Below are 25,694 nucleotides of genomic sequence, written 5' to 3' on the forward strand. Positions count from 1 at the left end.
CCCAGAGGTTGGCGGTCACCTCGCCGTCGTCCTGAACGACAGCGAGGTGACCGCCAACCTCTGGGAATGGAACTGGAACTCGGTCGCCGCCGCCTGCACCGACCACCTCGGACCGGCCGGCTACGGCGCGGTGCAGGTGGCGCCGCCGCAGGAGTCGGTGAAGCTGCCCGCCAGCGCCGACGGCGCCTACCCCTGGTACGAGGTGTACCAGCCGGTGTCGTACAAGCTGGACAGCCGGTTCGGCAACCGCCAGCAGTTCGCCGCCATGGTCACCGCGTGCCACAACGCCGGTGTGCGCGTCTACGTCGACGCGGTCGTCAACCACATGGCCGGCACCAACAACCCGGCCGGCACGCGCGGCTACGCCGGCACCGAGTTCTCCGGCTACAGCTACCCGGCCGTGCCGTACGGCGCCGGCGACTTCCACCGCCCCGGCGACAACTGCCCGACCGGCGGCGCGATCAGCGACTGGAACAACGAGGCCCAGGTGACCAGCTGCGAGCTGCTGTCGCTGTCCGACCTCTACACCGAGAAGGAAGCGGTCCGCAACAAGATCGCGGGCTACCTCAACGACCTGATCGGGCTCGGCGTCGACGGCTTCCGGGTCGACGCGGTCAAGCACATCCGCAAGGACGACTTCGCGGCCATCCTGGGCAAGCTGAACAACACCGTCGCCGAGGGCCGGCGTCCGTACGTCGCACAGGAGATCTTCGACGGCGCCAGTAATCCCGCGTTGCAGGCCCGGGCGTACATCGGCAACGGCGACGTGCTCGACTTCGCGTACGCCAAGGGCATTCGCTCGGCGTTCCAGGGCTCGATCTCGGCGCTGGCGAACGTGCCGAACTGGAACCTCGACGCGCCGAGCGCCAACGTCTTCGCCATGGTCACCAACCACGACCTGGAGCGCGACGGTGTGGTGCTGTCGTACAAGAACGGCACCGACTACGTGCTGGCGAACTACTTCGCGCTGGCCTACCCGCACGGCAAGCCGTCGGTCTACGACAGCTTCACCTGGTCCAACCGCAACCAGTCCCCGCCGCACGACGGCACCGGACGGGTCACCGACACGACCTGCGGCGCCGCCTGGAACTGCCTGAGCCGCAGCACCGGCGTCAAGGGCATGGTCGGCTGGGCCAACGCCGCCCGGCCGGTGAAGACCGTCTCGGACTTCACCACAGTGAACAGCAACGTGATCGGCTTCCACCGGGGCGACCGGGCCTGGATCGGCGTCAACGACTCCGGCTCGGCCACCACCGCCACCTTCGTCACCGGGCTCGCCGACGGCCGGTACTGCGACGTCATCTCCGGCGTCGCCACCGGCAGCGGCTGCACCGGCTCCACGGTGACCGTGGCCGGCGGCCGGGCCACGGTGACCCTCCCGGCCAACGACGCGGTCGCGATCCACGTGAACGCCCGGCCGGGTGCCAGCCCGTCCCCGACCGCCTCCCCGACCGTGTCGCCGACGGCCTCCCCGACCGCGTCCCCCACGGTCAGCCCGGGTGACCGGATCGCCACCACGTTCACCGTCGCCGCGAACCTGGCCGCCGGGCAGGACGTCTACGTCGTCGGCAGCATCCCCGAGCTGGGCTCGTGGACGCCCGCGAACGGCGTCAAGCTCGCCGCGCAGGGCGGCGGCACCTACCGCGCCACCGTCAGCCTGCCCCGGTCCACCGGCGTGGAGTTCAAGTTCGTCAAGCTGACCACCGCCGGTGCGGTCACCTGGGAGTCCGGCGCGAACCGGACGCTCACCACGCCGGCCACCGGCACGTACGCGGTGACCGAGACGTTCCGCGGCGACACCGTCAGCACGGCTGTGGCCACCACGTTCTCCGTCACCGCGACCACCGTCTACGGACAGAACGTGTTCGTGGTCGGCAACATCCCGGCGCTCGGCGGCTGGAACCCGTCCGCCGCCGTCGCCCTCTCGTCCGCCGCCTATCCGGTCTGGCGGGCCACGGTCGACCTGCCCGCGAACACCGCTGTCGAGTACAAGTACGTCAAGAAGAACCCGGACGGCACGGTGATCTGGGAGTCCGGCGCGAACCGGACGTTCACCACGCCGGCCGGCGGCACCCGGGCCGTCAGCGACACCTGGCGCTGACGATCGTGCGGCCCGTCCCCCTCACCCCTGGGGACGGGCCGCATCCGGTCAGGCCCGGACCCGGGCCTCGGCCTCCGACGCGGTGATGACGCCTCCGCGGCCTCCGGTCCGGGCCGCCGCCAGTGCCGCGGCCAGGCACGCCACCGCGGCGAGCACCAGCGGCGGCCGGCCGCCGACCGCGACCGCCGCCGACCCGAGCGGGATGGCCAGCGTGATCGGGCCGAACATCGCGGTGTTCGCGGTCCCGGCGACCCGCCCGAGCATCGCCTGCGGCGTGTACGTCTGCACGGCGGTGACCGCCGCGACGAGCGTCCACGGCAGACCCACACCGACGACGACCGAGGCGGCCACAGTGCCCGGCCACCAGGGCAGGCAGCGCCCCAGACAGCCGGCGGCGAACAGGACCGCGCCCGCGGCACCGACCGTGATCTCGCCGTGGCGACGGACGAGCCGGCCGACGACGAGCCCGGCGAGCAGTGACCCGCCGCCCTGCGCGCTCGCCAGCACACCGAGGAACGTCGACGGCAGCGCCAGGTCCGTCACCACCACGTCGTACAGCGCTGCGGTGGTGAACCCGGACATCGCGATGGACACCGCCGCGAGCGCCACGGGTACGCGCACCGCCCGCCGGGCCAGCAGCGCGGCGAGGCCGTCCCACACCCGCGCCGGGCGTGCGGCCGGGGGAGCGGGGGCGGTCCGCGTCAGGCGCAACGCGCCGTACAGGGCGGCCGCGAGCACCGGTACGGCGGCGGCGAGCACCGCGACGACGTGCCCGCCCCGCCACGCGTACAGGCCCGCCCCGGCCAGCGGCGCCACCAGCTTCATGCCCTCCTGTGCGCTCGACCGCCAGCCGTTGACGTCGGCCAGCCGGGCCGGGGGGAGCGCGGCGGGCAGCAACGCGGTCTCGCCGGCGTCGACGAGCACGTAGCCGATGCCGTAGGCGAGCGAGACGGCGTAGATCAGCCACGCCTCGCCGGGCCCTCGCACCGCCAGCAGGCTCAGCAGCGCGGCGGCGAGCGCGAGGTCGACACCGATCACCAGGGGACGCCGGGGCACCCGGTCGAGCAGGCCGCCGAGCCACGGTCCGGCCAGCGTCGGGGCGTAGACGCAGAGCCCGGCCAGCGCGGCGAGCCCGGTGGAACCGGTGAGATCGAGGATCCAGATGCCGGAGACCAGGGCCATGGCGCTGCCGCCGAGGCCGGACAGCAGCGAGACGGCCACGAACAGGACGGCGTTGCGGCGCATGGATCCCCCGAGAGGTTGAGTCTGGTGGACTCACATCCTCCGGAGTTGAGCCGTCTCGGGGCAATGCCTTGGGCGTACGTCAATGCGATGTTGACAGCGCGGCGGCGATGCGCCGGGCGGCGTCGCGTGCCGGAGCGGGCAGCCGCCGCCCCGCCCCGGCCAGGTCGTCGGCGAGGTGCGCGGCCAGCGCGTACAGCGGCCCGGCGGGGGCGTCCAGCGCGAGCGCGCAGGTGCGGCGCGTCAACGCCGCGCGGGCGAAGCGCCCGTCCCACGCGCGGTCCGTCTCGATCCAGCGGTGCAGGTCGGTGACTGCCGCCCGCAGCACGGGCAGTTCGGGGGAGTCGCCCGGGTCGAGCCGGGCCAGGCGGGTCCGCCGGGCCGCCACGAGGCGTTGCCGGCGCTGCTCGGCGGCCTGCCGGCTGCCCAGGCCCAGCGCCCGCGCGACGTCGGCCCAGGTGGCGCCGTCGTGCCGGGCCCGGTCGATCAGGTCCAGCTCGCGGTCGTCCAGCCGGACCCGGGCCGCGGCGATCTCGGACAGGCGGTCCAGGGTCACCCGTCAACGCTACATTGACATCGGCCCGGCGCGTCAGTCCGCCGGGACGCCCGGGCCCACCTCGCCGCGCGCCAGGTGCTCGGCGTTGCGGTCGGCCTCACTTTCCGCGTTCTCCGCCCCGGCGCCCGGATCCCGGGTACGCCGTCCCTCGGCGTCCTGGAACACCTGCCCGCGCTCGAGCGCGCCCTCCTGCTGCCGCTGGAACTGCTCCGGATCAGTCATGACCGTCAGGTGCCCCGGCGGCCGCGCGGCAAACCGGTACGTCAGCGCGGCGGCGCCACGTAGAGGGCGGTCCGGCAGCCGGTCTCGCCCGGCTCCAGCCAGATCCGGTCGTACCCGGGACTCTCGATCTTCCCGGCCGGCGTGCGGACGAGCAGGAGACAGTCCCGTTCGGCCGGTACGCCGACGGCGGCGACGAGCGCGCCCTCGTGCACTGTCGTGTCGACGCTGATCCAGTCCTGTGGGAAGGCCGCCCGCACCGCGCCCGCAAGCGTGTCCGGGGTGGCGGTGCGGGGCACGGCGGTGAGCCGCTGCCGCCCGTCCTCGGGCACCCTCGGCACCGGCGCGGCGGTGGGCGGCGAGGGAGCGGCGCCGCTCGGACAGTCGATCTCGTGGTACGTCGTGTAGCGGTAGAGCTCGAACTCGTAGCGGTAGCAGCGCGCGGCCTCACCGGCGCTGTTGCTCGCGCCACCGATCGACACCGGCGGCTGCTCCGGCACCGTCACCACGAACCGCACGTCGACGGTGGCCCGCTCGTTCCCGGCGGTGCGCCCGGACCAGGCCAGCGCCTCCCGCCGGACTGTCGCACCGCCGCCGGACGCGGCGTCCGTCGGCTCCTGGACGATCTCGGCCGCTGCGATCGACCCGGCGTCCCGCGCCCGGTTGCGGTGACCCAGCTCCGTGTTGAGCTGCTTCGCCTCCGCCGCCGCGGTGTCACGCGCCAGCGCGTCGCCGCTCTCCTCCCCGAACCCCCTCCCGCACCCCGCCGACGCGAGGAGGAGCACCGCGAGCGTCCACCGGACCCATCGGTGACGGGACAGAGGTGTCGGCTCGGTGGCGCTGCGTGTCCGGCTCACCGCGCCGACGTTACCGACGAGCCGGGGGCCGCGCTGCCCCGTACGCGGGGGGCCGTTGGTCCCGGGTCCGACAGGCCCTCGGCCCTGCGACCCACGTAGGTTCGCGCGGCATGCTGGGATTGCCCGGCGCGGGCGGCGACGACATGGAGGACGATGTGGTGATCAACGGCGGGCCGGCGACAGCGACGACGCCCACCGAGATCTCTCCGGCCCCCGCGACCGGGCTCGGCTCGGCCGAGGCGGCCGCCCGGCTGCGCGCCGACGGCCCGAACACCGTGGCCGCCCCGCGCAAGCGCGGGCTGGCCGGCCGGGTGTTCCGCCAGCTCACCGACCCGCTGGTGGCGCTGCTGCTGGCCGCTGCCGTGGTGACCACGCTGCTGCGCGACTACCCGGACACCGCCGTGATCGTGCTGGTCGTCCTGATCAACACCGTGATCGGCGTGGTGCAGGAGGTACGCGCCGACCGGGCCGTCGCCGCGCTGGACCGGCTCGCCGCACCGACCGCGCGTGTGGTCCGCGACGGCCGTGACCTCGTGCTGCCCGCCGCCGACCTGGTCCGCGGCGACCTGGTCCGGCTGGAGGCCGGCGACGTGGTACCCGCCGACCTGGACCTCACCGACGCGGTACGCCTCAGCCTGGACGAGTCGGCGCTGACCGGCGAGTCGGTGCCGGTGGCCCGGGTCGCGGGGGAGGAGGCCAGCGCCGGCACCGTGGTCACCACCGGCCGCGCCACCGGAACCGTGGCGCGCACCGGCGCGGCGAGCGCGCTGGGCCGGATCAGTGCCCTGGTCGCGGCGACCCGGCCGGCGCCCACCCCGCTGCAACGACGCCTGTCCTCGCTCGGCCGGGTGCTCGGCCTGACCGCCGTGGTGCTCTCCGGGCTGGTCTTCGCCATCGGCGTGCTCGACGGGCGGCCGGTCACGCAGATGGCCGTCACCGCCGTCAGCCTCGTGGTGGCGGCCGTACCGGAGTCGCTGCCCGCCGTCGTCACGCTGGCGCTCGCCCTGGGCGCGCGCCGGATGGCCGGCAGCCGCGCCATCCCCCGCCGGCTGCACGCGGTGGAGACCCTCGGCTCGGTCACCGTGATCGCCTCCGACAAGACCGGCACGCTCACCGAGGGCCGCATGGCCGTGCAGTACGCGGTCGTCCCCGGCCGCGACCGCTACGCCGTCACCGGCACCGGCTACGCGCCCGACGGCGAGGTGCACCACCGGGGCGAGCCGGTGAGCGCCCCCGACGAGCTGCGCGCTCTCGCCCGCGCCGGGCTGCTCTGCAACGACGCCACAGTGACGCCGCCGACCGACGAGCGGCCCGAGTGGACGGCGATCGGTGACCCGCTGGAGGCGGCGCTCGTCACGTTCGGCGCCCGCTGCGGCCTGGACCCGGACACCACCCGCGACGCCTGGCCCCGCGTGGCGGAGGCCCCGTTCGACCAGGACCTGCGCCGCATGACCACGGTGCACCGCCGCTGCGACGGGCGCTACCTGGTGGTCTGCAAGGGCGCGCCGGAGAACCTGCTGGCCGCGCCGCTGGTGGACGCCGACGCCGCGGAACTGGCCGAGCTGACCGACGCCGCGCACCGGCTCGCCACCGAAGGGCTGCGGGTTCTGGCGGTGGCCTCCGCGGTGGTCGACACCCTGCCCGACCCGGCCCGGCCGGCCGGCCTGCGCCCCCTGGGCCTGGTCGCGGTCGGCGACCCGCTGCGCGCCGCGGCCCCCGGCATCGCCGCGGGCTTCGAGGAGGCCGGCATCCGGCTGGTCCTCATCACCGGCGACCATCCGGCGACCGCCGCCGCCATCGGCGGACGGCTCGGGCTCTGGCGCGACGGCGACCCGCTCGCCAACGGCGACGACGGCGACCCGGGCCGCGCCCACCCCGAGACCCGGGTGTACGCGCGGACCCAGCCGGAACAGAAGCTCGACATCATCGCCGGCCTCCAGAACCGGGGGCACGTGGTGGCGATGACCGGCGACGGCGTCAACGACGCCCCGGCGCTGCGCCGCGCGGACATCGGCGTGGCCATGGGCGGCGGCACCGAGGTGGCCCGGCAGGCCTCCGACCTGGTCCTCGTCGACGACGACCTGACCACCGTGGCGACCGCCATCGGCGAGGGCCGCCGGATCTACGACAACATCCGCCGGTTCCTGCGCTACGCGCTCGCCGGTGGCGTCGCCGAGATCGCGGTGATGCTGCTCGGCCCGCTGTTCGGCCTGCCGGTGCCGCTGCTGCCGGCGCAGATCCTCTGGATCAACCTGCTCACCCACGGCGTACCCGGTGTGGCGCTCGGCGCGGAACCGGCCGAGCCGGGCACGCTGCGCCGGCCGCCCCGCTCGCCGCAGGAGTCGGTGCTCGGCGCCGGCCTGGGCCGGGACGTGCTGGTCACCGGCGGGCTGATCGCCGCGGCGACGTTCGGCGCCGGGGTGTGGGCCGCGGCGGCCGACCGGCCGTGGCAGTCGGTGGTGTTCGTGGTCCTCGGCCTCGCCCAGCTCGGCGTGGCGCTGGCGGTCCGCGCGATCCGTACCCCGGGTTCGCGCGAGCGCAACCTCGCGCTGCCGGTGGCGGTAGCGATCTCCGCTGTGCTCCAGGTGGCGGGCGTGCTGCTGCCGCCCCTGCGCGAGCTGCTCGGCACCTCGCCGCTCAGCGCGCTCGACCTGCTCGCCTGCGCCGCGATCGGCGTGCTGCCCGGGCTGGTGCTGCGGCTGACCCGCCGCTTCCGCGGGACCAACGGCCCCCACGCCGGGCCCGCCGGCCCTGCCGGGCCGGCCGCCTGACCGGCAGGCTGAGGACGAGTGAAGGAGGACGACATGACGATCCACTCGCAGGCCCCCGTCGTGGTGGGCGTGGACGGCTCCGCCGCCTCGCTGGACGCGGTCCGGGTGGCCGCCCGCGAGGCCGCCGACCGGAACCGGCCGCTGCAGGTGGTGCACGCCTTCATCTGGCCGCTGACCCGCGCGCCGCTCACCCCGGCCCCGGGCGCGCCCGCCGGCGCCGGCCTGCGCAACCAGGCCGAACGGGTCGTCGCCGAGGCGGTCGCCGAGGCCGGCAAGGTCGCGCCGGACGTACCGGTCACCGGCGTGGTGGTCGACGGCGCGCCGGCGGCGGTGCTGGTCGCCGAGTCGAGCGAGGCGGCGCTGATCGTGCTCGGCCACCGCGGTCTGGGCGGGTTCGCCGGCCTGCTGATCGGCTCGGTCACGCTCCAGGTGTCGGCCCGCGCGCACTGCCCGGTGCTGGTGACGCGCGGCGAGGCGCGCGCCGACGGCCCGGTCGTGGTCGGCGTGGACGGCTCCGAGCTGTCCACCGCGGCGGTCGGGTACGCGTACGAGGAGGCCGACCGCCGGGGCGCGTCGCTGATCGTGGTGCACGCCTGGCTGTACCCCACCCCGATCGGCCCCGGCGACATCCTGCCCCTGGTGTACGACCCGGAGGCGCTCGCCGAGGAGTCCCGGCGCGTCCTCGCCGAGTCGATCGCGGGCTGGGCCGAGCGTTACCCCGACGTGCCGGTACGGCAGCGGTCGCTGCGCGGCGCCCCGGCCCGGGTGCTTGTGGAGGAGTCGAAGGACGCCCAGCTCGTGGTGGTCGGCGCGCACGGACGGGGCGCGCTGGGCGGGCTGCTGCTCGGCTCGGTCAGCCACGCGGTGCTGCACCACGCCCACTCGCCGCTGGTGATCGTGCGCAACGGAACCTGACCCCGCGACCGCGCCCGACCAGGCGACAGCCCGTGACGGCGCCCGACCCGCGACAGCGCCTGACGCCCCGACGGCGTCAGGCGCTGCGGACCGTGGTGAGGTCGGCCAGCCCGGAGATGGTCAGCAGCGGCTCCAGCAGCGGGCCGGCGATCAGCGCGATCCGGTCGGCGTGCGGGAACAGCGCGGCCAGCCCGGCGCTGTCCAGGTACTCCACCTTCGTGAGGTCCACGACCAGGGGCTCGCCGTCGGGGCGTACGGCCTCGGCCAGCGCGTCGGCGAAGGCGGACGCGTTGCTCATGTCGATCTCACCGACGGCGGCCAGCACGCGGACGCCGTCGGGGCTGTCGCTCGTGGTCAGGGTCAGGGACGTGCTCATGGCGTGATCCTCGCCTGCATGTCGACGGTGGTGCCGGTGGCCCCCGGAGTGACGCTGATGTTGTCCATCAGCGCGCGCATGAGCACGAGTCCCCGGCCGCGGTGCGGGTCGGGAGGCTGGTCCCGGTCGCGCCAGTGTCCGCTGTCGGTGACGCTCAGGCGCAGGGCGCCGGCGGTGGCGGCGGCGCGCAGCCGGATCCGGCCGCCCGGGTTGTCGCGGTGCCCGTGCTCGATCGCGTTGGCGCACGCCTCCCCGGCCGCCACCAGGATGTTGTACGCGTGGGCCGGGGCCAGCCCGCAGCGGTCCAGCCATCCCCGCAGCGCGGTGCGGACCTCGGCGAGGCGCGTCGACTCGGCCGGGAACTCCAGTTCCAGCGGCCCGGGGTGACGGTAGAGCAGCAGGGCCACGTCGTCGTGGTAGCCGCCGTCCGGGGTGAGCCGGTCCATGATCTCGGTCGCCAGCACCTCGACCGGCGCGTGGTGGCCCTGCTGGATGGCGTCGGTGGCGCGGGCGATGCCGGCGGTGATCGGCTGGCGGCGGCGTTCCACCAGGCCGTCGGTGTAGAGCATCAGGGTGGCGCGCGGCGGGACCGTCGCCTCCGCCTCGGGACGTTCCTGCCCGGGGCGTACGGCCAGCGGCCGGGACCGGCCGTGCTGCAGCAGTTCGGGAGTGCCGTCGGCGCGGACCACGATGGCCGGTGGGTGACCGGCGCTGGAGTAGCGCATCAGGCCGGTGGCCGGGTCGAGGACGCCACAGAAGACGGTGGCGCAGGACGCCCCCGGCAGCAGCGCGGCGAACCGGTCCAGCGCCACGAGCGTCCGGGCCGGGCTCGGGTCCTGCAACAGCAGGGCACGGCAGGCGCTGCGCAGCTGCCCCATCACCGTCGCGGCCTGAAGGCCGTGTCCCACGCAGTCGCCGACCACGATGCCGATGCGCCCGTCCGGCAGCTCGACGGTGTCGTACCAGTCGCCGCCGACCTTGAGCGGCATCGCGGCGGGGGAGTACCGCACCGCGAAACCGGCGGGGAGCTGCGCCGGGCCGAGGATCGCCCGTTGCAGGGCCAGCGCGGTCTCCCGCTGCTGGTCGATCTGGTGCACCCGGTGCAGCCCCTGCCCGATGTGGCCGGCCAGCAGCGCCAGCAGCGTCTGGTCCTGCTCGGTGCAGGGCCGCTTCTCGCCCAGGTCGATCCAGAGCGCCATGGTGCCGTGCGGATGCTCGACGGCGATGCCGGCGCCGTGCGTACGCGTCGCCACCGGGGTCAGCAGCGGGGTGTCCCGGAGCGCGAGCAACGCCTGCCGGCGCTCCTGCGGCAACGTCTCCCACCGGGCCGCCGGGTCGGTGGCGGTCACCTCGGGGGCGGGCAGGTCGCCGAAGACGGCGGTGAGCACGCCGGCGGCCCGCCACAGCTTGCGCAGCTCGTCCAGCACCCCGTGCAGCGCGTCGGTGAGGTCGTCGGCCTGCGACAGCCGCATGCTGAGCCCGGCCAGGGCGGTCTCCCGCTGCACCGCGTAGTGCTCGGCGGTGACGTCGCGGAACGTGCCGACGATCATCCGGCGGCCGCTGTCCGGGTCGTCGACCTGGTTGAACGCGGCCGAGATCCAGATCCGGTGCCCGTCGCGGTGGGTCACCGGCACGGTGTACGTGCCACGGGTCTGGCCCACGAGTCTCGAGAACGCCTCCGCCACCTGGCGGTGCGCCTCGGGCTCGGCCTCCCGGTCCGGCCACCACGGGTGCACCGCGGGGTAGGGCAGGTCCTCGGTCCCGTACCCGAGGATGCCGGTGAACGCCGCGTTGATCTCGACCACCGCGCCGTCCTCGTCGCAGACGAAGAACGCCTCCTGCAACGAGTCGACGAGCGCGGTACGCCAGCGGGCGTGGTGGTTGCGCAGCCGGGCCAGCTCCACGTTCGCGCGTACCCGGGCCAGCAGTTCGGCGGCCGGGAACGGCTTGACCAGGTAGTCGTCGGCGCCGGCCTCCAACCCCTCGATCGAGGCCTCCTGACCGGCGCGGGCGGACAGCAGCAGCACCGGAGTGCCGGCCGTACGCTGGTCGGCGCGCAGCGCGGCCACCAGTTGCAGGCCGTCGAGCCGGGGCATCATCACGTCGCTGACCACCAGGTCGGGGGTGTGCGCGCGGGCGGCGTCCAGCGCGGCCCGCCCGTCGGCGACGGCCCGCACCTCGTGTCCGGCCGAGCGCAGCAGCCGGGTGAGGTACTCCCGCATGTCGGCGTTGTCGTCGGCCACCAGGACCCGGGCCGGCGCCCCACCGGGCAGCGGCTGGACCGGCCCCTCGGCCGGGTCGCCCGCGCCGACGGCGGCGCCCGGGTCGGCGGGCAGCCAGCGCAGCGCCTCCTGCACGAACGGCTCGGCCGACACCGGCGCCCGGCCGGTGCCCGCCGGGGCGAGCGCGTCGGCGGGCAGGTGGGCGGTGCCGAACGGCAGCCGGATCGTGAAGCTGGTGCCCCGGCCCACCGCGCTGGACGCGTCGATGTCGCCGCCGTGCAGCGTGACCAGCTCCTGGACCAGGGCCAGGCCGATTCCGCTGCCCTCGTCGGAGCGGGAGCGGGCGTTCTCGATGCGGTGGAACCGCTCGAACAGGCGCGGCATCTCGTCGGCGGGTACGCCGATGCCGGTGTCGGAGATCCGCAGCACCGCCGCGTCGCCATCGGCGCGCAGCTCCACCCGGATCGTGCCGTCGAAGGTGAACTTCAGCGCGTTGCTGAGCAGGTTCAGCACCACCTTCTCCCACATGCCGCGGTCCAGGTGCACCGGCTCGGGCAGGGGCGGGCAGTCCACCTCGAAGGACAGACCGGCCCGTTCGATAGCCGACCGGAAGACGCTCGCCAGGTCGGCGGTCACCGCGGCCAGGTCCACCGGCTCGTAGCGGGCCTGCATCCGCCCGGCCTCGATGCGGGAGAAGTCGAGCAGGCTGTTGACCAGCTTGCCCAGGCGCAGCCCGTTGCGGCGGATGACGTCCAGCTCGGTGCGGACCTGCTCGTCGGCGCCCTGCAACCGGCCGCGCAGCTCGTCCAGCGGTCCCATGATCAAGGTGAGCGGGGTGCGGAACTCGTGACTGATGTTGGAGAAGAACGCGGTCTTCGCGCGGTCCAGCTCGGCGAGTTCCTCGGCCCGCCGCTGCTGCGCCTGGTAGCTGCGGGCGCTGGCGATCCCGGTGGCCAGATGCCCGGCGGTCAGCTCGACGAAGCCGCGGTACCCGTCGTCCAGCGCCCGGTAGCGGTTCAGTCCGGCGACCAGGAACCCGTACGGCGCTCCGCCCTGCTGCCGCAGCGGCACCAGGAGCGCCTCGGCCGGCGCGGCGGGCCAGACACCGGCGGGCAGGTCCGTGAAGGCGGGGCCGTCGAGCGCGACCCGCACCGACTCGCCCTCGGTGAGGGAGCCGGCCGGCCACGGCGCGGCCGGGTCGCCGGGCGACAGCGTGGCGGGGGCCGCCGGATGGCCCGCCGCCAACCCGGTCGCCTCCACCAGCCGAGCGCCGCCGTCGTCGTCGTACAGGTAGGTGAGCGTGAACGGCAGGTCCTGCGGGTTGCGGGCCAGCTGGCGGCTGACGAACGCGAGCGTCTCCTGTTCGGTGCGGATGACGCTCGGGTCCGAGCCGAGGTCGCGCAGCGTGGCCATCCGCCGTTCGCCGATGACCCGCTCGGTGTCCTCGCTGACCACGCAGAGCATCCCGACCAGGCTGCCGTCGTCGGCGCGCAGCGGGCTGTAGGAGAACGTGTGGTACGTCTCCTCCCGGTAACCGGCGCGCTCCAGGAACAGCAGCAGGCCCTCGTCCCAGGTCGCCTCGCCGGTGCGCAGCACGGTGTCGACACGGGGGCCGATGTCGTCCCAGATCTCCGCCCACACCTCGTTCGCCGGCAGCCCCAGCGCCCACGGGTACTTGCGGCCGAGCGTGTCCCGCCGGTAGGCGGCGTTGCAGAAGAAACTGAGCTGCGGCCCCCAGGCCATCCACATCGGGAACCGGGAGGACAGCAGGATCCGCACCGCGGTCCGCAGGCTCTGCGGCCAGGTGTCCGGCGGGCCCAGGGGGTGCGCCGACCAGTCGATCCGCGCCAGGTCCGGCCCGATCTCCGCGTCCACGGCGAAGACGTCGGCGCGCGTACGCGGGTCGGTGTCAGCGCCGCTCATCGCCCGAGTCTCCCCCACCCCGTCCGGTCCCGCTCGTCCGGGCCGCGTCGCGGCCTCGTGGTCGCTTCTTGCCCCGTCGCGCCCCCGGCACTCCACCCGGGGCGGGGAGATCTGACTCACGTGACGGCAGCGGGTCAGGGCAGGGGTTCGTGGTGCGGCAAAACGAAAGGCAAGGAGACACCTCTCCTCGCCACTATCAACGTATATCGCACCCCGGGTCTTGCCGCAAGGCCCCGGTGATGCCGCAGAATCAGCGGCCGATGCGGGTCGAGCTGCGAAAACGGGGGCACGGCATGACCGGACGGTACGTGTGGCAACTGCACGAGGTCGACGAGACGCGGATCGCCGCGGTCGGCGGCAAGGGCGCGCACCTGGGGGCGTTGACGCGGATCGACGGGGTGCGCGTACCCCCGGGTTTCTGCGTCACCACCGACGCCTTCCGGCTGGCCGTGGCGCGGACGCCGGCGCTGGCCGGCCCGCTGGACCGGCTCGCCCGCGCGGACGCGGACGACCCGGCGGCGCTCCGGACGGCCGCTGCCGAGGTGCGTCGCGTCGTCGAGCGGACCGCGCTACCGGGCGACGTCGCGGCGGCGGTCACCGCCGCGCTGGCCGGGCTTGGCGCGGACGCCGCGTACGCCGTGCGGTCGAGCGCGACCGCCGAGGACCTGCCGACCGCCTCGTTCGCGGGCCAGGAGGACACCTACCTGAACGTGGTCGGCACGGCCGAGGTGCTGCGGCACGTGAGCCGCTGCTGGGCCTCGCTGTTCACCGACCGGGCGGTGACCTACCGGCGGCGCCACGGCATCGACGACCGTGCCGTGGACATGGCCGTGGTGGTGCAGCTGATGGTCGTCCCGGACGCGGCCGGGATCATGTTCACCGCCGACCCGGTGACCGGGAACCGGACGGTGGTGTCGGTGGAGGCCGGCTTCGGTCTCGGCGAGGCCCTGGTCTCCGGCCTGGTGAACCCGGACGTCTTCACGGTGCGCGACGGCGCGGTGGCCGGCCGGACGATCGGCGCGAAGGCGCGGGCGGTGCACGCGGTGCCCGGCGGCGGCACCCGGGAGACGCCAGTCGACCCGGCGCGGCAGGCCCAGCCCGCGCTGACCGACGCGCAGGCGGTACGCCTCGCCGCGCTGGGACGGCGGATCGAGGCGCGCTTCGGGTGCCCGCAGGACATCGAGTGGGCCCTGACCGGCGACGACATCCACATCCTCCAGAGCCGGCCGATCACCACGCTGTTCCCGGTGCCGGCGGCCGCCGACGGGCGGTTCCGCGTCTACCTGTCGGTCGGCCACCAGCAGATGATGACCGACGCGATGAAGCCGCTGGGCCTGTCGATGTGGCGGCTGACCGCCATGGCGCCGATGCACGAGGCGGGTGGGCGGCTGTTCGTCGACGCCACGCCGCACCTGTCCACGGCGGCGGGTCGTACCGCGTTCCTGGGCATGATCGGCCGGGCCGACCCGCTCACCCGGGACGCGCTGGACACGGTCCTCGCCCGGGACGTCGTACCGGCCGCGCCGGACCCGGCCCCGGCCGGCCCGCCCGTGGGCGGCCCGCCGCCCTCGATCGACACCGACCCGGCGATCGTCACCACGCTCGTCGAGCGCAGCCGGGAGTCGATCGCCGCCCTGCGCCGCGACGTCCGCGGCCGCTCCGGGCCCGAGCTGTTCGACTTCCTGATCGAGGCGTTCGCCGAGCACAAGCGGGTGCTCACCGATCCGGTGAGCGCCCAGGTGATCATGGCGGGGATGCAGGCCACCTGGTGGCTCAACGACAAGCTGGGGGAGTGGCTCGGTGAACGCGACGCCGCCGACACGCTCACTCTCTCCGCGCCCGGCAACGTCACCGCCGAGATGGGCCTGGCGCTGCTCGACGTGGCGGACGTGGTCCGCGCGTACCCCGAGGTGGTGGCGTTCCTGCGGGACGCCGCCGACGACGGGTTCCTGGACGAGCTGCCGAAGCTGCCCGGCGGCGTCGGGGCGCGCGACGCCATCGCCGGCTACCTCGACCGGTACGGCATGCGCTGCGTCGGCGAGATCGACATCACCCGGCCACGATGGAGCGAGCGCCCGGCCACGCTCGTCCCGTTGATCCTGGACAACGTCCGCACCTTCGCCCCGGGCGCCGCCGCGCGCCGCTTCGCCCAGGGCCGGGAGCGGGCCGAGGCGAAGGCCCGGGAGGTGCTGGACCGCCTGCGCGCGCTGCCCGACGGCGAGCGTAGGGCCGCCGAGACGCAGGCCGTGATCGAGCGGGTACGGACGTTCGCCGGCTACCGGGAGTACCCGAAGTACGACATCGTGAGCCGCTACGCCGTCTACAAGCAGGCGCTCATGGCGGAGGCCGGCCGGCTGGTGCGCGCCGGTGTGCTCGCCGGTCCGGAGGACGCCTTCTACCTCACCTTCGACGAGTTCCGCGAGGTCGCGGCCACCGGCTCTGTGGACGCCGCGCTGATCCGCAGGCGCCGGGAGGAGTTCCGGGCGCACCGGTCGCTCACCCCGCCCCGGGTGCTCACCTCCGACGGCGAGGCGCTGAACGGCTCGTACCGGCGCGACGACGTGCCACCGGGCGCCCTGGCCGGGCTGGCGGTCTCGGCCGGCGTCGTCGAGGGGCGGGCGCGGGTCGTGGCGGACCTGGCCGGCGCCGACCTGGAGCCGGGCGACATCCTCGTCACCGCACACACCGACCCGAGCTGGACGCCGCTGTTCGTGGCCGTCGCGGGCCTGGTGACGGAGGTTGGCGGGCTGATGACGCACGGCGCGGTGATCGCCCGTGAGTACGGCCTGCCCGCAGTGGTGGCGGTGCCGGACGCGACCCGGCTGATCCCGGACGGTGGGCGGATCCGCGTGCACGGCACCGACGGGTACGTCGAGCTGCTGTCCTGACCGGTGCGGCATGCCCGATGATGGAGGTCCGGCGAGCGGGGAGGCGCGATGCGGATCGGGGAGCTGTCGGCGCGTACCGGGGTGAGCGCCCGGTCCATCCGGTACTACGAGCAGCAGGGCCTGCTCGCCGCCGTGCGCACCGCGAGCGGGCAGCGGGTCTTCGCCGAGTCGGCCGTGGACCGGGTCCGGCTCATCCAGCGGCTGTTCGACGCCGGGTTGAGCAGCCGCCGGATGGCCGAGCTGCTGCCCTGCGTGACCGATCCGGAGGTCCGCACCTCGTGGCTCACCGACCGGCTGCGCGAGGAGCGGACCCGGATGACAGCCGAGATGGCATGGCTCGCGCACGCCGTCGCGGTGCTCGACGACGTGGTGTCCGACATGACAGTGACCGAGGACACCCGGGATCCGGCCGCCTGAGCGCTTGCCCTTGACACCGGTGTCAACTCCTAGCGTCGGGTCATGAACGCGACCCTGGACACCGGATCGCCGGTGACGCCGCTGCTGGAACCCGTCACCGTCGCCGGGCTGCCGTTGCCGTCCCGCTTCGTGATGGCGCCGATGACCCGTAACCGCGCGCCGGGCGGCGTGCCGACGCCGGAGATGGCCGACTACTACCGGCGCCGCGCCGCGGCCGGCATCGGCCTGATCGTCACCGAGGGTGTGCTGGTCGACCATCCCAGCGCGGGGCACGAGGACACCGTGCCCCGGATGACCGCCGGCGCGGCCGAGGCCGGCTGGCGGGACGTGGTCGAGGCAGTGCACGCCGCCGGCGGCCGGATCGCCGCGCAGCTGTGGCACCTGGGCAGCCTGCGCGAACCGGTCGACGGCCGTCCGGCGTGGACACCCTCGGGGGTACGCGAGCCGGGCCGCCCCGCGCCGTACGCGATGACCGCGGCCGACGTGGACACCCTGCTCGCGGCGTACGCGAATGCAGCAGAGGTCGCGGTGCGGGCCGGGTTCGACGCGATCGAGATCCACGCCGCGCACGGTTACCTGCTCGACGAGTTCCTGTGGCCGTACACGAACCGCCGGACCGACGCGTTCGGCGGCTCGCCGGAGCGGCGGGCGGCGTTCCCGGCGGCGGTGGTGCGCGCGGTCCGCGCGCAGGTCCCGGCGCGTCACCCGGTGATCGTGCGGTTCTCCCAGTTCAAGGAGCGGGCGTTCGACGCGCGGATCGCCGAGACCCCGGGTGAGCTGGCGCAGATCCTCGGCGCGTTCGCCGAGGCCGGCGCGGACGTGCTGCACGCCTCGCAGCGCCGCTTCTGGCAGCCGGCGTTCCCCGGCTCGCCGCTGAACCTGGCCGGCTGGGCGAAGCGTCTCACCGGCCTGCCGTCGATCACCGTCGGCTCGGTCGGGCTGCGGCGGGACTTCCTGCGCCCGGACGGCCCGGAGTCGGTGGCGGGCCTGGCGGCGCGGCTGGCAGACGGGGAGTTCGACCTGGTCGCGCTGGGCCGCGCGCTGCTGGGCAACCCGGCCTGGGTGACGCACGCCGCCGCCGGACGGCTGGGCGAGATCGTCGACTACCGCAAGGCGCACGAGGACGTGTACCCCTAGGGCCGGGATGAGCCGAAGGGGTTGACGCCGGGGGATGTTATCGCTCACAGTCGATGGCAGGGCATGAGCGCCGCAAGGCTCACCGGGCGAGCCGCGCTGGTCGTACCTCGACACCACCGCCACCGGACGCGGGGTCGGGGAGTCGCACCACCACCATCGCGCAACCCCCCGGAAGAGGAATCCGCATGAGACGAAAGAGAGCCTTGCTGACCACCGGCATCCTGGCCGGCGCGCTCGCCGCCGGGATGGCGGTGGCCCTGGCGCCGGCCGCGAGCGCCGGCACCACGCTGCGCGCGGCGGCGGCCGAGAAGGGCCGCTACTTCGGCGCCGCCGTCGCCACCGGCAAGCTGTCCGACAACACGTACGCCACGGTGCTGAACCGCGAGTTCAACTCCGTGGTGGCCGAGAACGAGATGAAGTGGGACGCCACCGAGCCGCAGCAGGGGCGGTTCAGCTACACCGGCGGCGACCGGCTGGTCAGCCACGCCCGCGCGAACGGGATGTCGGTGCGCGGGCACACGCTGCTCTGGCACGCCCAGCAGCCGTCGTGGGCACAGGGCCTGTCCGGCAGCGCGCTGCGCAACGCCGCGATCAACCACGTCACCCAGGTGGCCACCCACTTCCGCGGGCAGATCTACGCCTGGGACGTGGTGAACGAGGCGTTCGCCGACGGCGGCAGCGGCGGGCGCCGCGACTCGAACCTGCAGCGCACCGGCAACGACTGGATCGAGGCGGCGTTCCGGGCGGCCCGCGCCGCGGACCCGGGCGCGAAGCTCTGCTACAACGACTACAACACCGACGGCATCAACGCGAAGTCGACGGGCATCTACAACATGGTCCGCGACTTCAAGTCGCGCGGCGTGCCGATCGACTGCGTCGGCTTCCAGTCGCACCTGGGCACCACGATCCCCGGCGACTACCAGGCCAACCTCCAGCGCTTCGCCGACCTGGGCGTCGAGGTGCAGATCACCGAGCTGGACGTGATGACCGGTGGCAACCAGGCGAACATCTACGCCGCCGTGACCCGCGCCTGCCTGGCGGTGTCGCGCTGCACCGGCATCACGGTCTGGGGCGTGCGGGACTGCGACTCGTGGCGCGGCTCGGACAACGCGCTGCTGTTCGACTGCGCGGGCAACAAGAAGGCGGCGTACAACGCGGTGCTCGACGCGCTGAACGCCGGCGGCAACAACCCGCCGCCGACCACGACGCCGCCGCCGAACAACCCGACCACCCCGCCGCCGGGTCAGGGCGGGTGTTCGGCCTCGGTGTCGCTGAACTCCTGGACCGGTGGGTTCGTGGCGACGGTGAAGGTGACCGCGGGCTCGTCGGGCACCCGGGGATGGACCGTCACCATGACGTTGCCGGGCGGCGCGAGCATCACCAACACCTGGAGCGCCACCGCGAGCGGGAGCAGCGGCACGGTGCGGTTCGCGAACGTGAGCTACAACGGCCAGCTCGGCGCCGGTCAGAGCACCGAGTTCGGGTTCCAGGGCAACGGCAGCGGATCGGGCATGACGCCCACCTGCTCCGCGACCTGAGCCGGGCCACCGCGGGGGCGGCGCGCCGTCGCCCCCGCGGTGTTCCGCCACGTCGTCCCGTCCGACCTGGACTGTCGTCTCTGTTACGAGAAAGAGACATGCGCATTTCGCGCGATTGGTTGACGGGGCAACTTGTGAGCGTTAACACTCCCCGTGAGGGTTACCTGTGTCACAGGGACCGCCACGACAGGGAGGACGCTCGTGCGCAGACGACTTCTGGCCGCACTCAGCGGTGCCGCGCTCGCGATCAGCCTGGCCGCCTGCAGCGGCGAGGGCGCGGGAGGCGGCGGAGACACCAGCTCGGCCAAGCCCGGCGACCTGACGATCGGCGTCTCGATGCCGACGCAGACCTCGGAACGGTGGATCGCCGACGGCAACTCGGTGAAGGAGAAGCTCCAGGCCAAGGGCTACAAGGTCGACCTCCAGTACGCCGGGGACGACATCCCGACCCAGTCGCAGCAGATCGACCAGATGATCACGCAGGGCGCGGACGTGCTGGTCATCGCCCCGATCGACGGCACCGCGCTCAGCGGCCAGCTCCAGGCCGCCGCGGCGGCGAAGATCCCGGTCATCTCCTACGACCGGCTCATCCGCAACAGCCCGAACGTCAGCTTCTACGTCAGCTTCGACAACTACAAGGTCGGCGTGGCGCAGGCCAACGCGCTCCTGGTCGGGCTCGGCCTGCTCACCAAGGACGGCGCCAAGGGCACCGCCACCGGCCCGTTCAACGTGGAGCTGTTCGCCGGCTCGCTCGACGACAACAACGCCGGGTTCTTCTTCAACGGCGCGATGGACACGCTGAAGCCGTACTTCGACGCCGGGACGCTGAAGGTCAAGTCCGGGCAGACCAAGATCGAGCAGGCCGCCATCCTGCGCTGGCAGTAGGAGACCGCGCAGAAGCGGATGGAGGACCTGCTCACCTCCAGCTACAACGACGGCAGCAAGGTCGACGGCGTGCTGTCGCCGTTCGACGGCCTGTCCCGCGGCATCATCACCGCGCTGCAGAACGCCGGCTACCGCGGCGGCGCCAAGAAGATGCCGGTGGTGACCGGCCAGGACGCCGAGGTCGCCTCGGTCAAGCTGATCAACGACGGCGTGCAGAGCTCGACCGTCTTCAAGGACACCCGGCTGCTGGCCGAGCAGGCGGTGATCGCCGCCGAGGCGTTCCTGCGCAAGGAGGAGCCGAAGGCCAACGAGACCAAGGCGTACAACAACGGCGTCAAGGTCGTGCCGGCGTTCCTGCTGCCGGTGCAGACCGTCTACAAGGAGGACATCAAGTCCGTCCTGATCGACTCCGGCTACCTGACCGAGCAGGAGGTCGCCGCGGGCCGGGCCGGCTGATCCGCGGCGACGGGCCCGGCGGCCGCCCGCGCCACCGGGCCCGTCCGCTCCGGACACCACGACCACGAGCAGGACGGATATCCATGAGCGATCACATCCTCGAGATGCGTGGCATCACGAAGACCTTCCCGGGCGTGACCGCGCTCCAGGACGTCTCGCTCGCCGTACGGCGTGGCGAGATCCACGCGATCTGCGGTGAGAACGGCGCCGGGAAGTCGACCCTGATGAAGGTGCTGTCCGGCGTCTACCCGGCGGGCAGCTACGACGGCCAGATCGTCTTCGACGGCGAGCCGGTCGGGTTCCGGGGGATCCAGGACAGCGAGGCCCGCGGCATCGTCATCATCCACCAGGAACTCGCGCTGGTGCCCTACCTGTCGATCGCCGAGAACATCTTCCTCGGCAACGAGCGCCGCGGCCGCGGCGGGCTCATCGACTGGCACCGGACCAACGCGGAGGCCGCGGCGCTGCTGCGGTCGGTCGGGCTGCACGAGAACCCGGTCACCCCGGTCATCCAGCTCGGTGTCGGCAAGCAGCAGCTCGTGGAGATCGCCAAGGCGCTGTCCAAGAAGGTACGGCTGCTGATCCTCGACGAGCCCACAGCGGCACTCAACGACGTCGACTCCGCGCACCTGCTGGACCTGATGCGCCGGCTGCGCGACCAGGGCATCACCTGCATCATGATCTCGCACAAGCTCGGCGAGATCACCGCCGTCGCCGACTCGACCACAGTCATCCGCGACGGCCGTACCGTCGAGACGCTGGACATGTCCGACGGCGCCGTCACCCAGGACCGGATCATCCGCGGCATGGTCGGCCGCGACCTGGCCGCCTTCTATCCGACCCGCAGCGTGACCCCCGGCGACGAGGTGCTGCGCATCGAGGACTGGTCGGTGCGCCACCCGACGCAGGACCGCCTGGTCGTCGACCGGGCCTCGCTGCACGTGCGGGCCGGGGAGGTCGTCGGCATCGCCGGCCTGATGGGCGCCGGGCGCACCGAGCTGGCGATGAGCGTGTTCGGCCGGGCGTACGGCCGGGACATCAGGGGGCGGCTGTTCGTCAAGGGCCGCGAGGTACGGGCGCGCACTGTCGCCGAGGCCATCGCCAACGGCATCGCGTACGCCACCGAGGACCGCAAGCACTACGGCCTCAACCTGATCGACGACGTGCGGGGCAACGTCTCGGCCGCCGCGCTCGACAAGCTGGCCCGGCACGGCTGGATCGACGGCAACCGCGAGATCCAGGTCGCCGAGCGGGGCCGGCGCGACATGAACATCAAGGCGCCGACCGTGATGTCGGTGGTGGGCAAGCTCTCCGGCGGCAACCAGCAGAAGGTCGTGCTGGCGAAGTGGCTGTTCACCGACCCGGACGTGCTGATCCTCGACGAACCGACCCGGGGCATCGACGTCGGCGCGAAGTTCGAGATCTACACGATCGTCAACCGGCTGGTGGCCGACGGCAAGGCCGTCGTGCTCATCTCCTCCGAACTGCCCGAGCTGCTCGGCATGTGCGACCGCATCTACACCCTGGCGGCCGGCCGCATCACCGGGGAGATGCCGGTGGCCGAGGCCACCCAGGAGAACCTGATGGAACTCATGACCAAGGACAGGGATCTCGTCCGATGACCAGCACGAAGCCTCCCCCCGCCACGAAGATCGCCGCGCCGGACACCGGCGCGGCGGCGACCCTGCACACCGGCACCAGCGATCCGCGCGCGCTGATCCTGGGCAACCTCCGGCAGAGCGGCATCTACATCGCCCTGGTGGTGATCGTGGCGCTGTTCGCGGTCCTCACCGACGGCGTCTCGCTGAGCCCCGGCAACCTGACGAACATCGTCCTCCAGTACTCCTACATCCTGGTGCTCGCGATCGGCATGGTCATCGTGATCATCGGCGGCCACATCGACCTGTCCGTGGGATCGGTGGTGGCGCTCACCGGAGCGGTCTCCGCGGTGCTCGTCATCCGCGAGGGCATGCCCTGGTGGGCGGGCGTCCTGGCCGCGCTCGCGGTGGGCGTCGCGGTCGGTGCGTGGCACGGGCTCTGGGTCGCGTACGCCGGCATCCCGGCGTTCATCGTCACCCTGGCCGGCATGCTGCTGTTCCGGGGTCTGACGCTGCGCGTGCTGGACAACATCTCGCTGTCGCCGTTCCCAGAGGAGTACCAGCGGGTCGCCGCCGGGTTCCTCAACGGTCTGCTGGGCGGCCAGGGCTACGACGCCTTCACGCTGTTCAGCGGCGCCTTCGCCGTGGTCGGGTACGCGGTGAGCGTGTTCCGGACCCGGATCGCCCGGGTGCGCCACGAGCAGCCGGTGGAGTCGTTCCCGCTGTTCGTCCTGCGGATCGTGGTGGTCGGCGCCGTGGTCATGTGGTTCGCCTGGCAGCTCGCCCACGCCCGGGGCCTGCCGATCGTGCTGATCGTGCTCGCCGTGCTCGTGCTCGTCTACGGCCTGCTCACCCGCCGTACGGTGTTCGGCCGCCAGGTGTACGCCATCGGCGGCAACCTGCCCGCGGCGATGCTGTCCGGCGTACGGGTGAAGCGGGTCAACTTCTGGATCTTCGTCAACATGGGCTTCCTGTCCGCCGTGGCGGGCGTCATCTACTCGTCCCGGTCCAACGGGGCCCAGCCGGCGGCGGGCAACATGTTCGAGCTGGACGCGATCGCGGCGGCGTTCATCGGCGGCGCGGCCGTCACCGGTGGCGTCGGCACCGTGGTCGGCGCCATGGTGGGTGGCCTGATCATGGCGGTGATGAGCAACGGGATGCAGCTCATGGGCGTCGACCAGTCCGTCCAGTCGGTGGTCAAGGGCCTGGTACTGCTCGTCGCGGTGGCGTTCGACATCTGGAACAAGCGCCGGGCCGCCGGCGCCCGGTGACGGCCGGCCGGACGCTCGCCCCTTCGTCCGGCCGGCCGCCGTTCACCGGCCGTAGCCGCTCACGCCCGGCTCCACCGTTGGTTGGCGTTGCCGTGGCAGGTCCAGACGATCACCCGGGTGCCGTTGGCGGTGCCCGCGTTGTCGACGTCCAGGCACAGCGACGGGAAGCGCCCGTTGCTCACCGTGCCGTTGCCGTTGACGGTCCACTGCTGGTTGGTGCCGCCGTTGCAGTCCCAGATCTGCACCCGGGTGCCGGCCGTCGCGTTCGTCGGCACGTCCAGGCACTTGCCCAGCACCTGCAACGCCTGTCCGCTGGCGGTGAACTGCTGGTTGGCGTTGTTGTGGCAGTCCCAGACCAGCGTCCCGGTGCCGTTCGCGGTGCCGGCGTTGTCCACGTCGAGGCACCGGCCGGACGACTCGCTGCGCAGCCGGAACGTGGTCGGGACCGGCGGCGGCGTGGTGGTGCCGCCCCCGCTGACCCGGTAGACCACGGTGCCGTGCGCGGGCACGCTGGCGGAGATCGTGCCGGTGCTGGTGGAGGTGGCGTCGGTCCACGCGTCGCGCAGCGTGAACGAGCTGCCGCTCTTGCCCACCCCCGCCGCGGTGGTGGAGACCGTGGTGGTCGAGCTGCCCTGGTTGAACAGGGCGACCGCCACGTCGCCGTTGGCCAGCGGCTTGGCCAGCACCCGCCGGGTGCCGTCGAAGGAGACCTGGGCCGCCTGACGGCCGAGCGTGTCCTGGTTGATCGCGACCAGGTTCGCGTTGCGCAGGATCGCCAGCGTGGCCGCGTTCGCCGACCGTACGTCGTTGCCCATCATCAGCGGCGCGGCCAGGACCGCCCAGAGCGCGAAGTGGCTGCGCATCTCCGTGTCGTTCATGCCCCCTCGGCCGACCTCGAGCATGTCCGGGTCGTTGAACCCGCCGGGCGCGGCGTACCCGGCCAGCGGCACCGTGACGTCGACGATGTTCTGGATGCCCATCGGGTAGCCGTTCGTCTGACCGGTGTTCCACGCGTTGGTGATGTCCTCGGTGGTCCGCCAGAGGTTCGCCACGTCGCTCCAGTTGCGCTGCGGCCCGGTCTTGGCGTGGTAGCTGTTGGGGTTGATGCTGTAGACGATCGGCCGGCCGGTGGAGGCCAGCGCGTCGCGCATGATGCCGAACCGCGCCACCTGGTCGTTGATCGTGCCGGTGGACGAGCACCAGTCGTACTTCAGGTAGTCCACGCCCCAGGCGGCGAACTGCCGCGCGTCCTGGTACTCGTGGTTGAGGCTGCCGGTGGCGCCGGGGAACGCGCCGCCGACCTGGGCGCAGGTCTTGTCCAGCGGCACCTGGTAGATGCCGAACAGCAGGCCCCGGGCGTGCAGGTAGTCACCGAGCGACTTCATCCCGCTGGGGAACCGCTGCGGGTGCGCCTGGAGGTTGCCCTGCGAGTCCCGGTTCGGGTCGAACCAGCAGTCGTCCACGACGACGTACTTGTACCCGAGGTCGCGCAGGCCGTTGCTGACGATCGCGTCGGCGGTCTGGCGGATGAGGGTCTCGTTGATGTTGCAGCCGAAGGTGTTCCAGGTGTTCCACCCCATCGGCGGGGTACGGGCGACGCCGTTGTCCAGCGCCCGGGCGGGACGCGGGGCCACGGCCTGGTCGGTGACTGTCGCGGCGAGCGCCACCGCCGCGACGCCCAGGACGGCGAGCGTCCGTCGGGTCCATCTGCGCACTGATCCTCCTCGGTCGCCGGGCGCCGGCCGTGCCGGCGTCCGGTTGGGAGCGGCCCGCCGATCGCGCGGCGTCGCCCGGGGTGCGCGGGGACGTACGCGGCACGGCAGTGGAGAGGGGCCGGCCGGTCACCGGCGGGCGCTCGTGGGTGGTGGGTCCGGCGGTCGACGGGGTCGCCGTCCGCGTCGCCGCCCGGCTGCGGCGCCGGGGTTTCCCGGACGGCGGCGCCACGAAGCAGGGATGGCGAGAATGTTATCGCTGACATCAAACCCTGTAAATAGCGTGACGGTCCGCCCGGCCCGTGTCGGCGACCGTTCGCGCGGGTGTAGGCGCCGGGAAAAGTGCCGCTGAGGGGCGCTTTGCGACCTCGGGAGGCTCTCTCCGCGGGCCGGGGGCCCGCCGCGCCGATCGCGGCGGCACGACGATCCACTAAGGCATTGATTGTTGTCGCTAACAAGGCGCTCGCCGGGACTCGGGGGCCGGACCGGGAGCGCGTCCGTGTGGATCTCCTCCGGGTGCGGCCCCGCCGGTCCGTGCCGCCCGGCCGCGGTGGTCCGGCGAGGGTGGTTCCTCGTTACGTAGCTGTTGCCCGGAGGTGTCTTGACGGAT

Annotated in this window: 16 protein-coding genes and 1 pseudogene; 10 read left to right on the forward strand and 7 right to left on the reverse strand. The window is 73.4% G+C overall.

Annotation, left to right across the window (positions count from 1 at the left end; genetic code table 11):
* The coding region (locus tag ABD52_RS00005) for a carbohydrate-binding module family 20 domain-containing protein (RefSeq protein ID WP_047890359.1) at positions 1–2,101 on the forward strand (2,101 nt) is incomplete at its 5' end.
* A gap of 48 nt (positions 2,102–2,149) precedes the next feature.
* Here ABD52_RS00005 and ABD52_RS00010 read toward each other — a convergent pair.
* The 4 genes from ABD52_RS00010 to ABD52_RS00025 form a co-directional block, all read right to left on the reverse strand.
* Positions 2,150–3,346: an MFS transporter gene (locus ABD52_RS00010; protein ID WP_152748161.1), complete on the reverse strand. Its 1,197-nt coding sequence runs from the start codon at positions 3,344–3,346 to the stop codon at positions 2,150–2,152.
* 79 nt (positions 3,347–3,425) lie between these two features.
* Entirely contained in the window at positions 3,426–3,899 is a 474-nt protein-coding gene (locus ABD52_RS00015; RefSeq protein WP_047890360.1) for a hypothetical protein, read from the reverse strand.
* A gap of 33 nt (positions 3,900–3,932) precedes the next feature.
* A complete protein-coding gene (locus ABD52_RS41540) occupies positions 3,933–4,121 on the reverse strand; it encodes a hypothetical protein (protein ID WP_047890361.1) in 189 nt (62 codons plus the stop codon).
* A gap of 41 nt (positions 4,122–4,162) precedes the next feature.
* Positions 4,163–4,975, reverse strand: a complete 813-nt coding sequence (locus ABD52_RS00025) for a hypothetical protein (RefSeq protein ID WP_235437284.1) — start codon at positions 4,973–4,975, stop codon at positions 4,163–4,165.
* 110 nt (positions 4,976–5,085) lie between these two features.
* On the opposite strand from ABD52_RS00025, the gene ABD52_RS00030 reads away from it, so the two are divergent.
* Positions 5,086–7,746, forward strand: a complete 2,661-nt coding sequence (locus ABD52_RS00030) for a cation-transporting P-type ATPase (RefSeq protein WP_047890363.1) — start codon at positions 5,086–5,088, stop codon at positions 7,744–7,746.
* A 33-nt stretch (positions 7,747–7,779) separates the two neighbouring features.
* Positions 7,780–8,661 (forward strand): universal stress protein, encoded by an 882-nt coding sequence (locus ABD52_RS00035; RefSeq protein ID WP_047890427.1) that lies wholly within the window; start codon positions 7,780–7,782, stop codon positions 8,659–8,661.
* A 76-nt stretch (positions 8,662–8,737) separates the two neighbouring features.
* On the opposite strand, the gene ABD52_RS00040 is transcribed toward ABD52_RS00035, so the two are convergent.
* Together ABD52_RS00040 and ABD52_RS00045 are read right to left on the reverse strand one after the other, a co-directional pair.
* Positions 8,738–9,037 carry an STAS domain-containing protein gene (locus ABD52_RS00040; protein ID WP_013286839.1) on the reverse strand — a complete coding sequence of 100 codons (300 nt, stop codon included), beginning with the start codon at positions 9,035–9,037 and terminating at the stop codon, positions 8,738–8,740.
* Positions 9,034–13,182, reverse strand: a complete 4,149-nt coding sequence (locus tag ABD52_RS00045; protein ID WP_047890364.1) for a SpoIIE family protein phosphatase — start codon at positions 13,180–13,182, stop codon at positions 9,034–9,036. The genes ABD52_RS00040 and ABD52_RS00045 overlap by 4 nt, the downstream gene beginning before the upstream one ends.
* 293 nt (positions 13,183–13,475) lie before the next feature.
* On the opposite strand from ABD52_RS00045, the gene rph reads away from it, so the two are divergent.
* The 7 genes and pseudogenes from rph to mmsB all read left to right on the forward strand — a co-directional run bounded on the left by rph (position 13,476) and on the right by mmsB (position 23,372).
* A complete protein-coding gene (gene rph, locus ABD52_RS00050) occupies positions 13,476–16,070 on the forward strand; it encodes a rifamycin-inactivating phosphotransferase (protein ID WP_047890365.1) in 2,595 nt (864 codons plus the stop codon).
* A 48-nt stretch (positions 16,071–16,118) separates the two neighbouring features.
* Entirely contained in the window at positions 16,119–16,487 is a 369-nt protein-coding gene (locus ABD52_RS00055; RefSeq protein ID WP_047890366.1) for a MerR family transcriptional regulator, read from the forward strand.
* 42 nt (positions 16,488–16,529) lie between these two features.
* Positions 16,530–17,624 carry a 12-oxophytodienoate reductase gene (locus ABD52_RS00060; protein WP_047890367.1) on the forward strand — a complete coding sequence of 365 codons (1,095 nt, stop codon included), beginning with the start codon at positions 16,530–16,532 and terminating at the stop codon, positions 17,622–17,624.
* Positions 17,625–17,809: 185 nt separating this feature from the next.
* Positions 17,810–19,162, forward strand: a complete 1,353-nt coding sequence (locus ABD52_RS00065; protein WP_013286834.1) for an endo-1,4-beta-xylanase — start codon at positions 17,810–17,812, stop codon at positions 19,160–19,162.
* Between the two features lie 336 nt (positions 19,163–19,498).
* Positions 19,499–20,503: pseudogene (gene chvE / locus ABD52_RS00070) on the forward strand (multiple monosaccharide ABC transporter substrate-binding protein).
* An 83-nt stretch (positions 20,504–20,586) separates the two neighbouring features.
* On the forward strand, positions 20,587–22,125 hold the full coding sequence (gene mmsA, locus ABD52_RS00075) for a multiple monosaccharide ABC transporter ATP-binding protein (RefSeq protein ID WP_047890368.1): 1,539 nt from the start codon (positions 20,587–20,589) through the stop codon (positions 22,123–22,125).
* Positions 22,122–23,372 (forward strand): multiple monosaccharide ABC transporter permease, encoded by a 1,251-nt coding sequence (gene mmsB, locus ABD52_RS00080; protein ID WP_047890369.1) that lies wholly within the window; start codon positions 22,122–22,124, stop codon positions 23,370–23,372. The genes mmsA and mmsB overlap by 4 nt, the downstream gene beginning before the upstream one ends.
* 59 nt (positions 23,373–23,431) lie before the next feature.
* Here mmsB and ABD52_RS00085 read toward each other — a convergent pair whose 3' ends face one another.
* Positions 23,432–25,087: a glycoside hydrolase family 27 protein gene (locus tag ABD52_RS00085; protein WP_047890370.1), complete on the reverse strand. Its 1,656-nt coding sequence runs from the start codon at positions 25,085–25,087 to the stop codon at positions 23,432–23,434.
* Positions 25,088–25,694 lie beyond the last annotated feature (607 nt).

It is taken from the genome of Micromonospora sp. RV43 (assembly GCF_001029515.1).
GTDB classification, from domain to species: domain Bacteria; phylum Actinomycetota; class Actinomycetes; order Mycobacteriales; family Micromonosporaceae; genus Micromonospora; species Micromonospora aurantiaca.

What these genes read in the sequence shown, in the direction of transcription:
- ABD52_RS00010 (WP_152748161.1), bottom strand. Translation starts at nt 3,346, where the DNA reads ATGCGCCGCAACGCCGTCCTGTTCGTGGCCGTCTCGCTGCTGTCCGGC.
- ABD52_RS41540 (WP_047890361.1), bottom strand. Translation starts at nt 4,121, where the DNA reads ATGACTGATCCGGAGCAGTTCCAGCGGCAGCAGGAGGGCGCGCTCGAG.
- ABD52_RS00030 (WP_047890363.1), top strand. Translation starts at nt 5,086, where the DNA reads ATGCTGGGATTGCCCGGCGCGGGCGGCGACGACATGGAGGACGATGTG.
- ABD52_RS00035 (WP_047890427.1), top strand. Translation starts at nt 7,780, where the DNA reads ATGACGATCCACTCGCAGGCCCCCGTCGTGGTGGGCGTGGACGGCTCC.
- ABD52_RS00040 (WP_013286839.1), bottom strand. Translation starts at nt 9,037, where the DNA reads ATGAGCACGTCCCTGACCCTGACCACGAGCGACAGCCCCGACGGCGTC.
- ABD52_RS00045 (WP_047890364.1), bottom strand. Translation starts at nt 13,182, where the DNA reads ATGAGCGGCGCTGACACCGACCCGCGTACGCGCGCCGACGTCTTCGCC.
- rph (WP_047890365.1), top strand. Translation starts at nt 13,476, where the DNA reads ATGACCGGACGGTACGTGTGGCAACTGCACGAGGTCGACGAGACGCGG.
- ABD52_RS00055 (WP_047890366.1), top strand. Translation starts at nt 16,119, where the DNA reads ATGCGGATCGGGGAGCTGTCGGCGCGTACCGGGGTGAGCGCCCGGTCC.
- ABD52_RS00060 (WP_047890367.1), top strand. Translation starts at nt 16,530, where the DNA reads ATGAACGCGACCCTGGACACCGGATCGCCGGTGACGCCGCTGCTGGAA.
- ABD52_RS00065 (WP_013286834.1), top strand. Translation starts at nt 17,810, where the DNA reads ATGAGACGAAAGAGAGCCTTGCTGACCACCGGCATCCTGGCCGGCGCG.
- mmsA (WP_047890368.1), top strand. Translation starts at nt 20,587, where the DNA reads ATGAGCGATCACATCCTCGAGATGCGTGGCATCACGAAGACCTTCCCG.
- mmsB (WP_047890369.1), top strand. Translation starts at nt 22,122, where the DNA reads ATGACCAGCACGAAGCCTCCCCCCGCCACGAAGATCGCCGCGCCGGAC.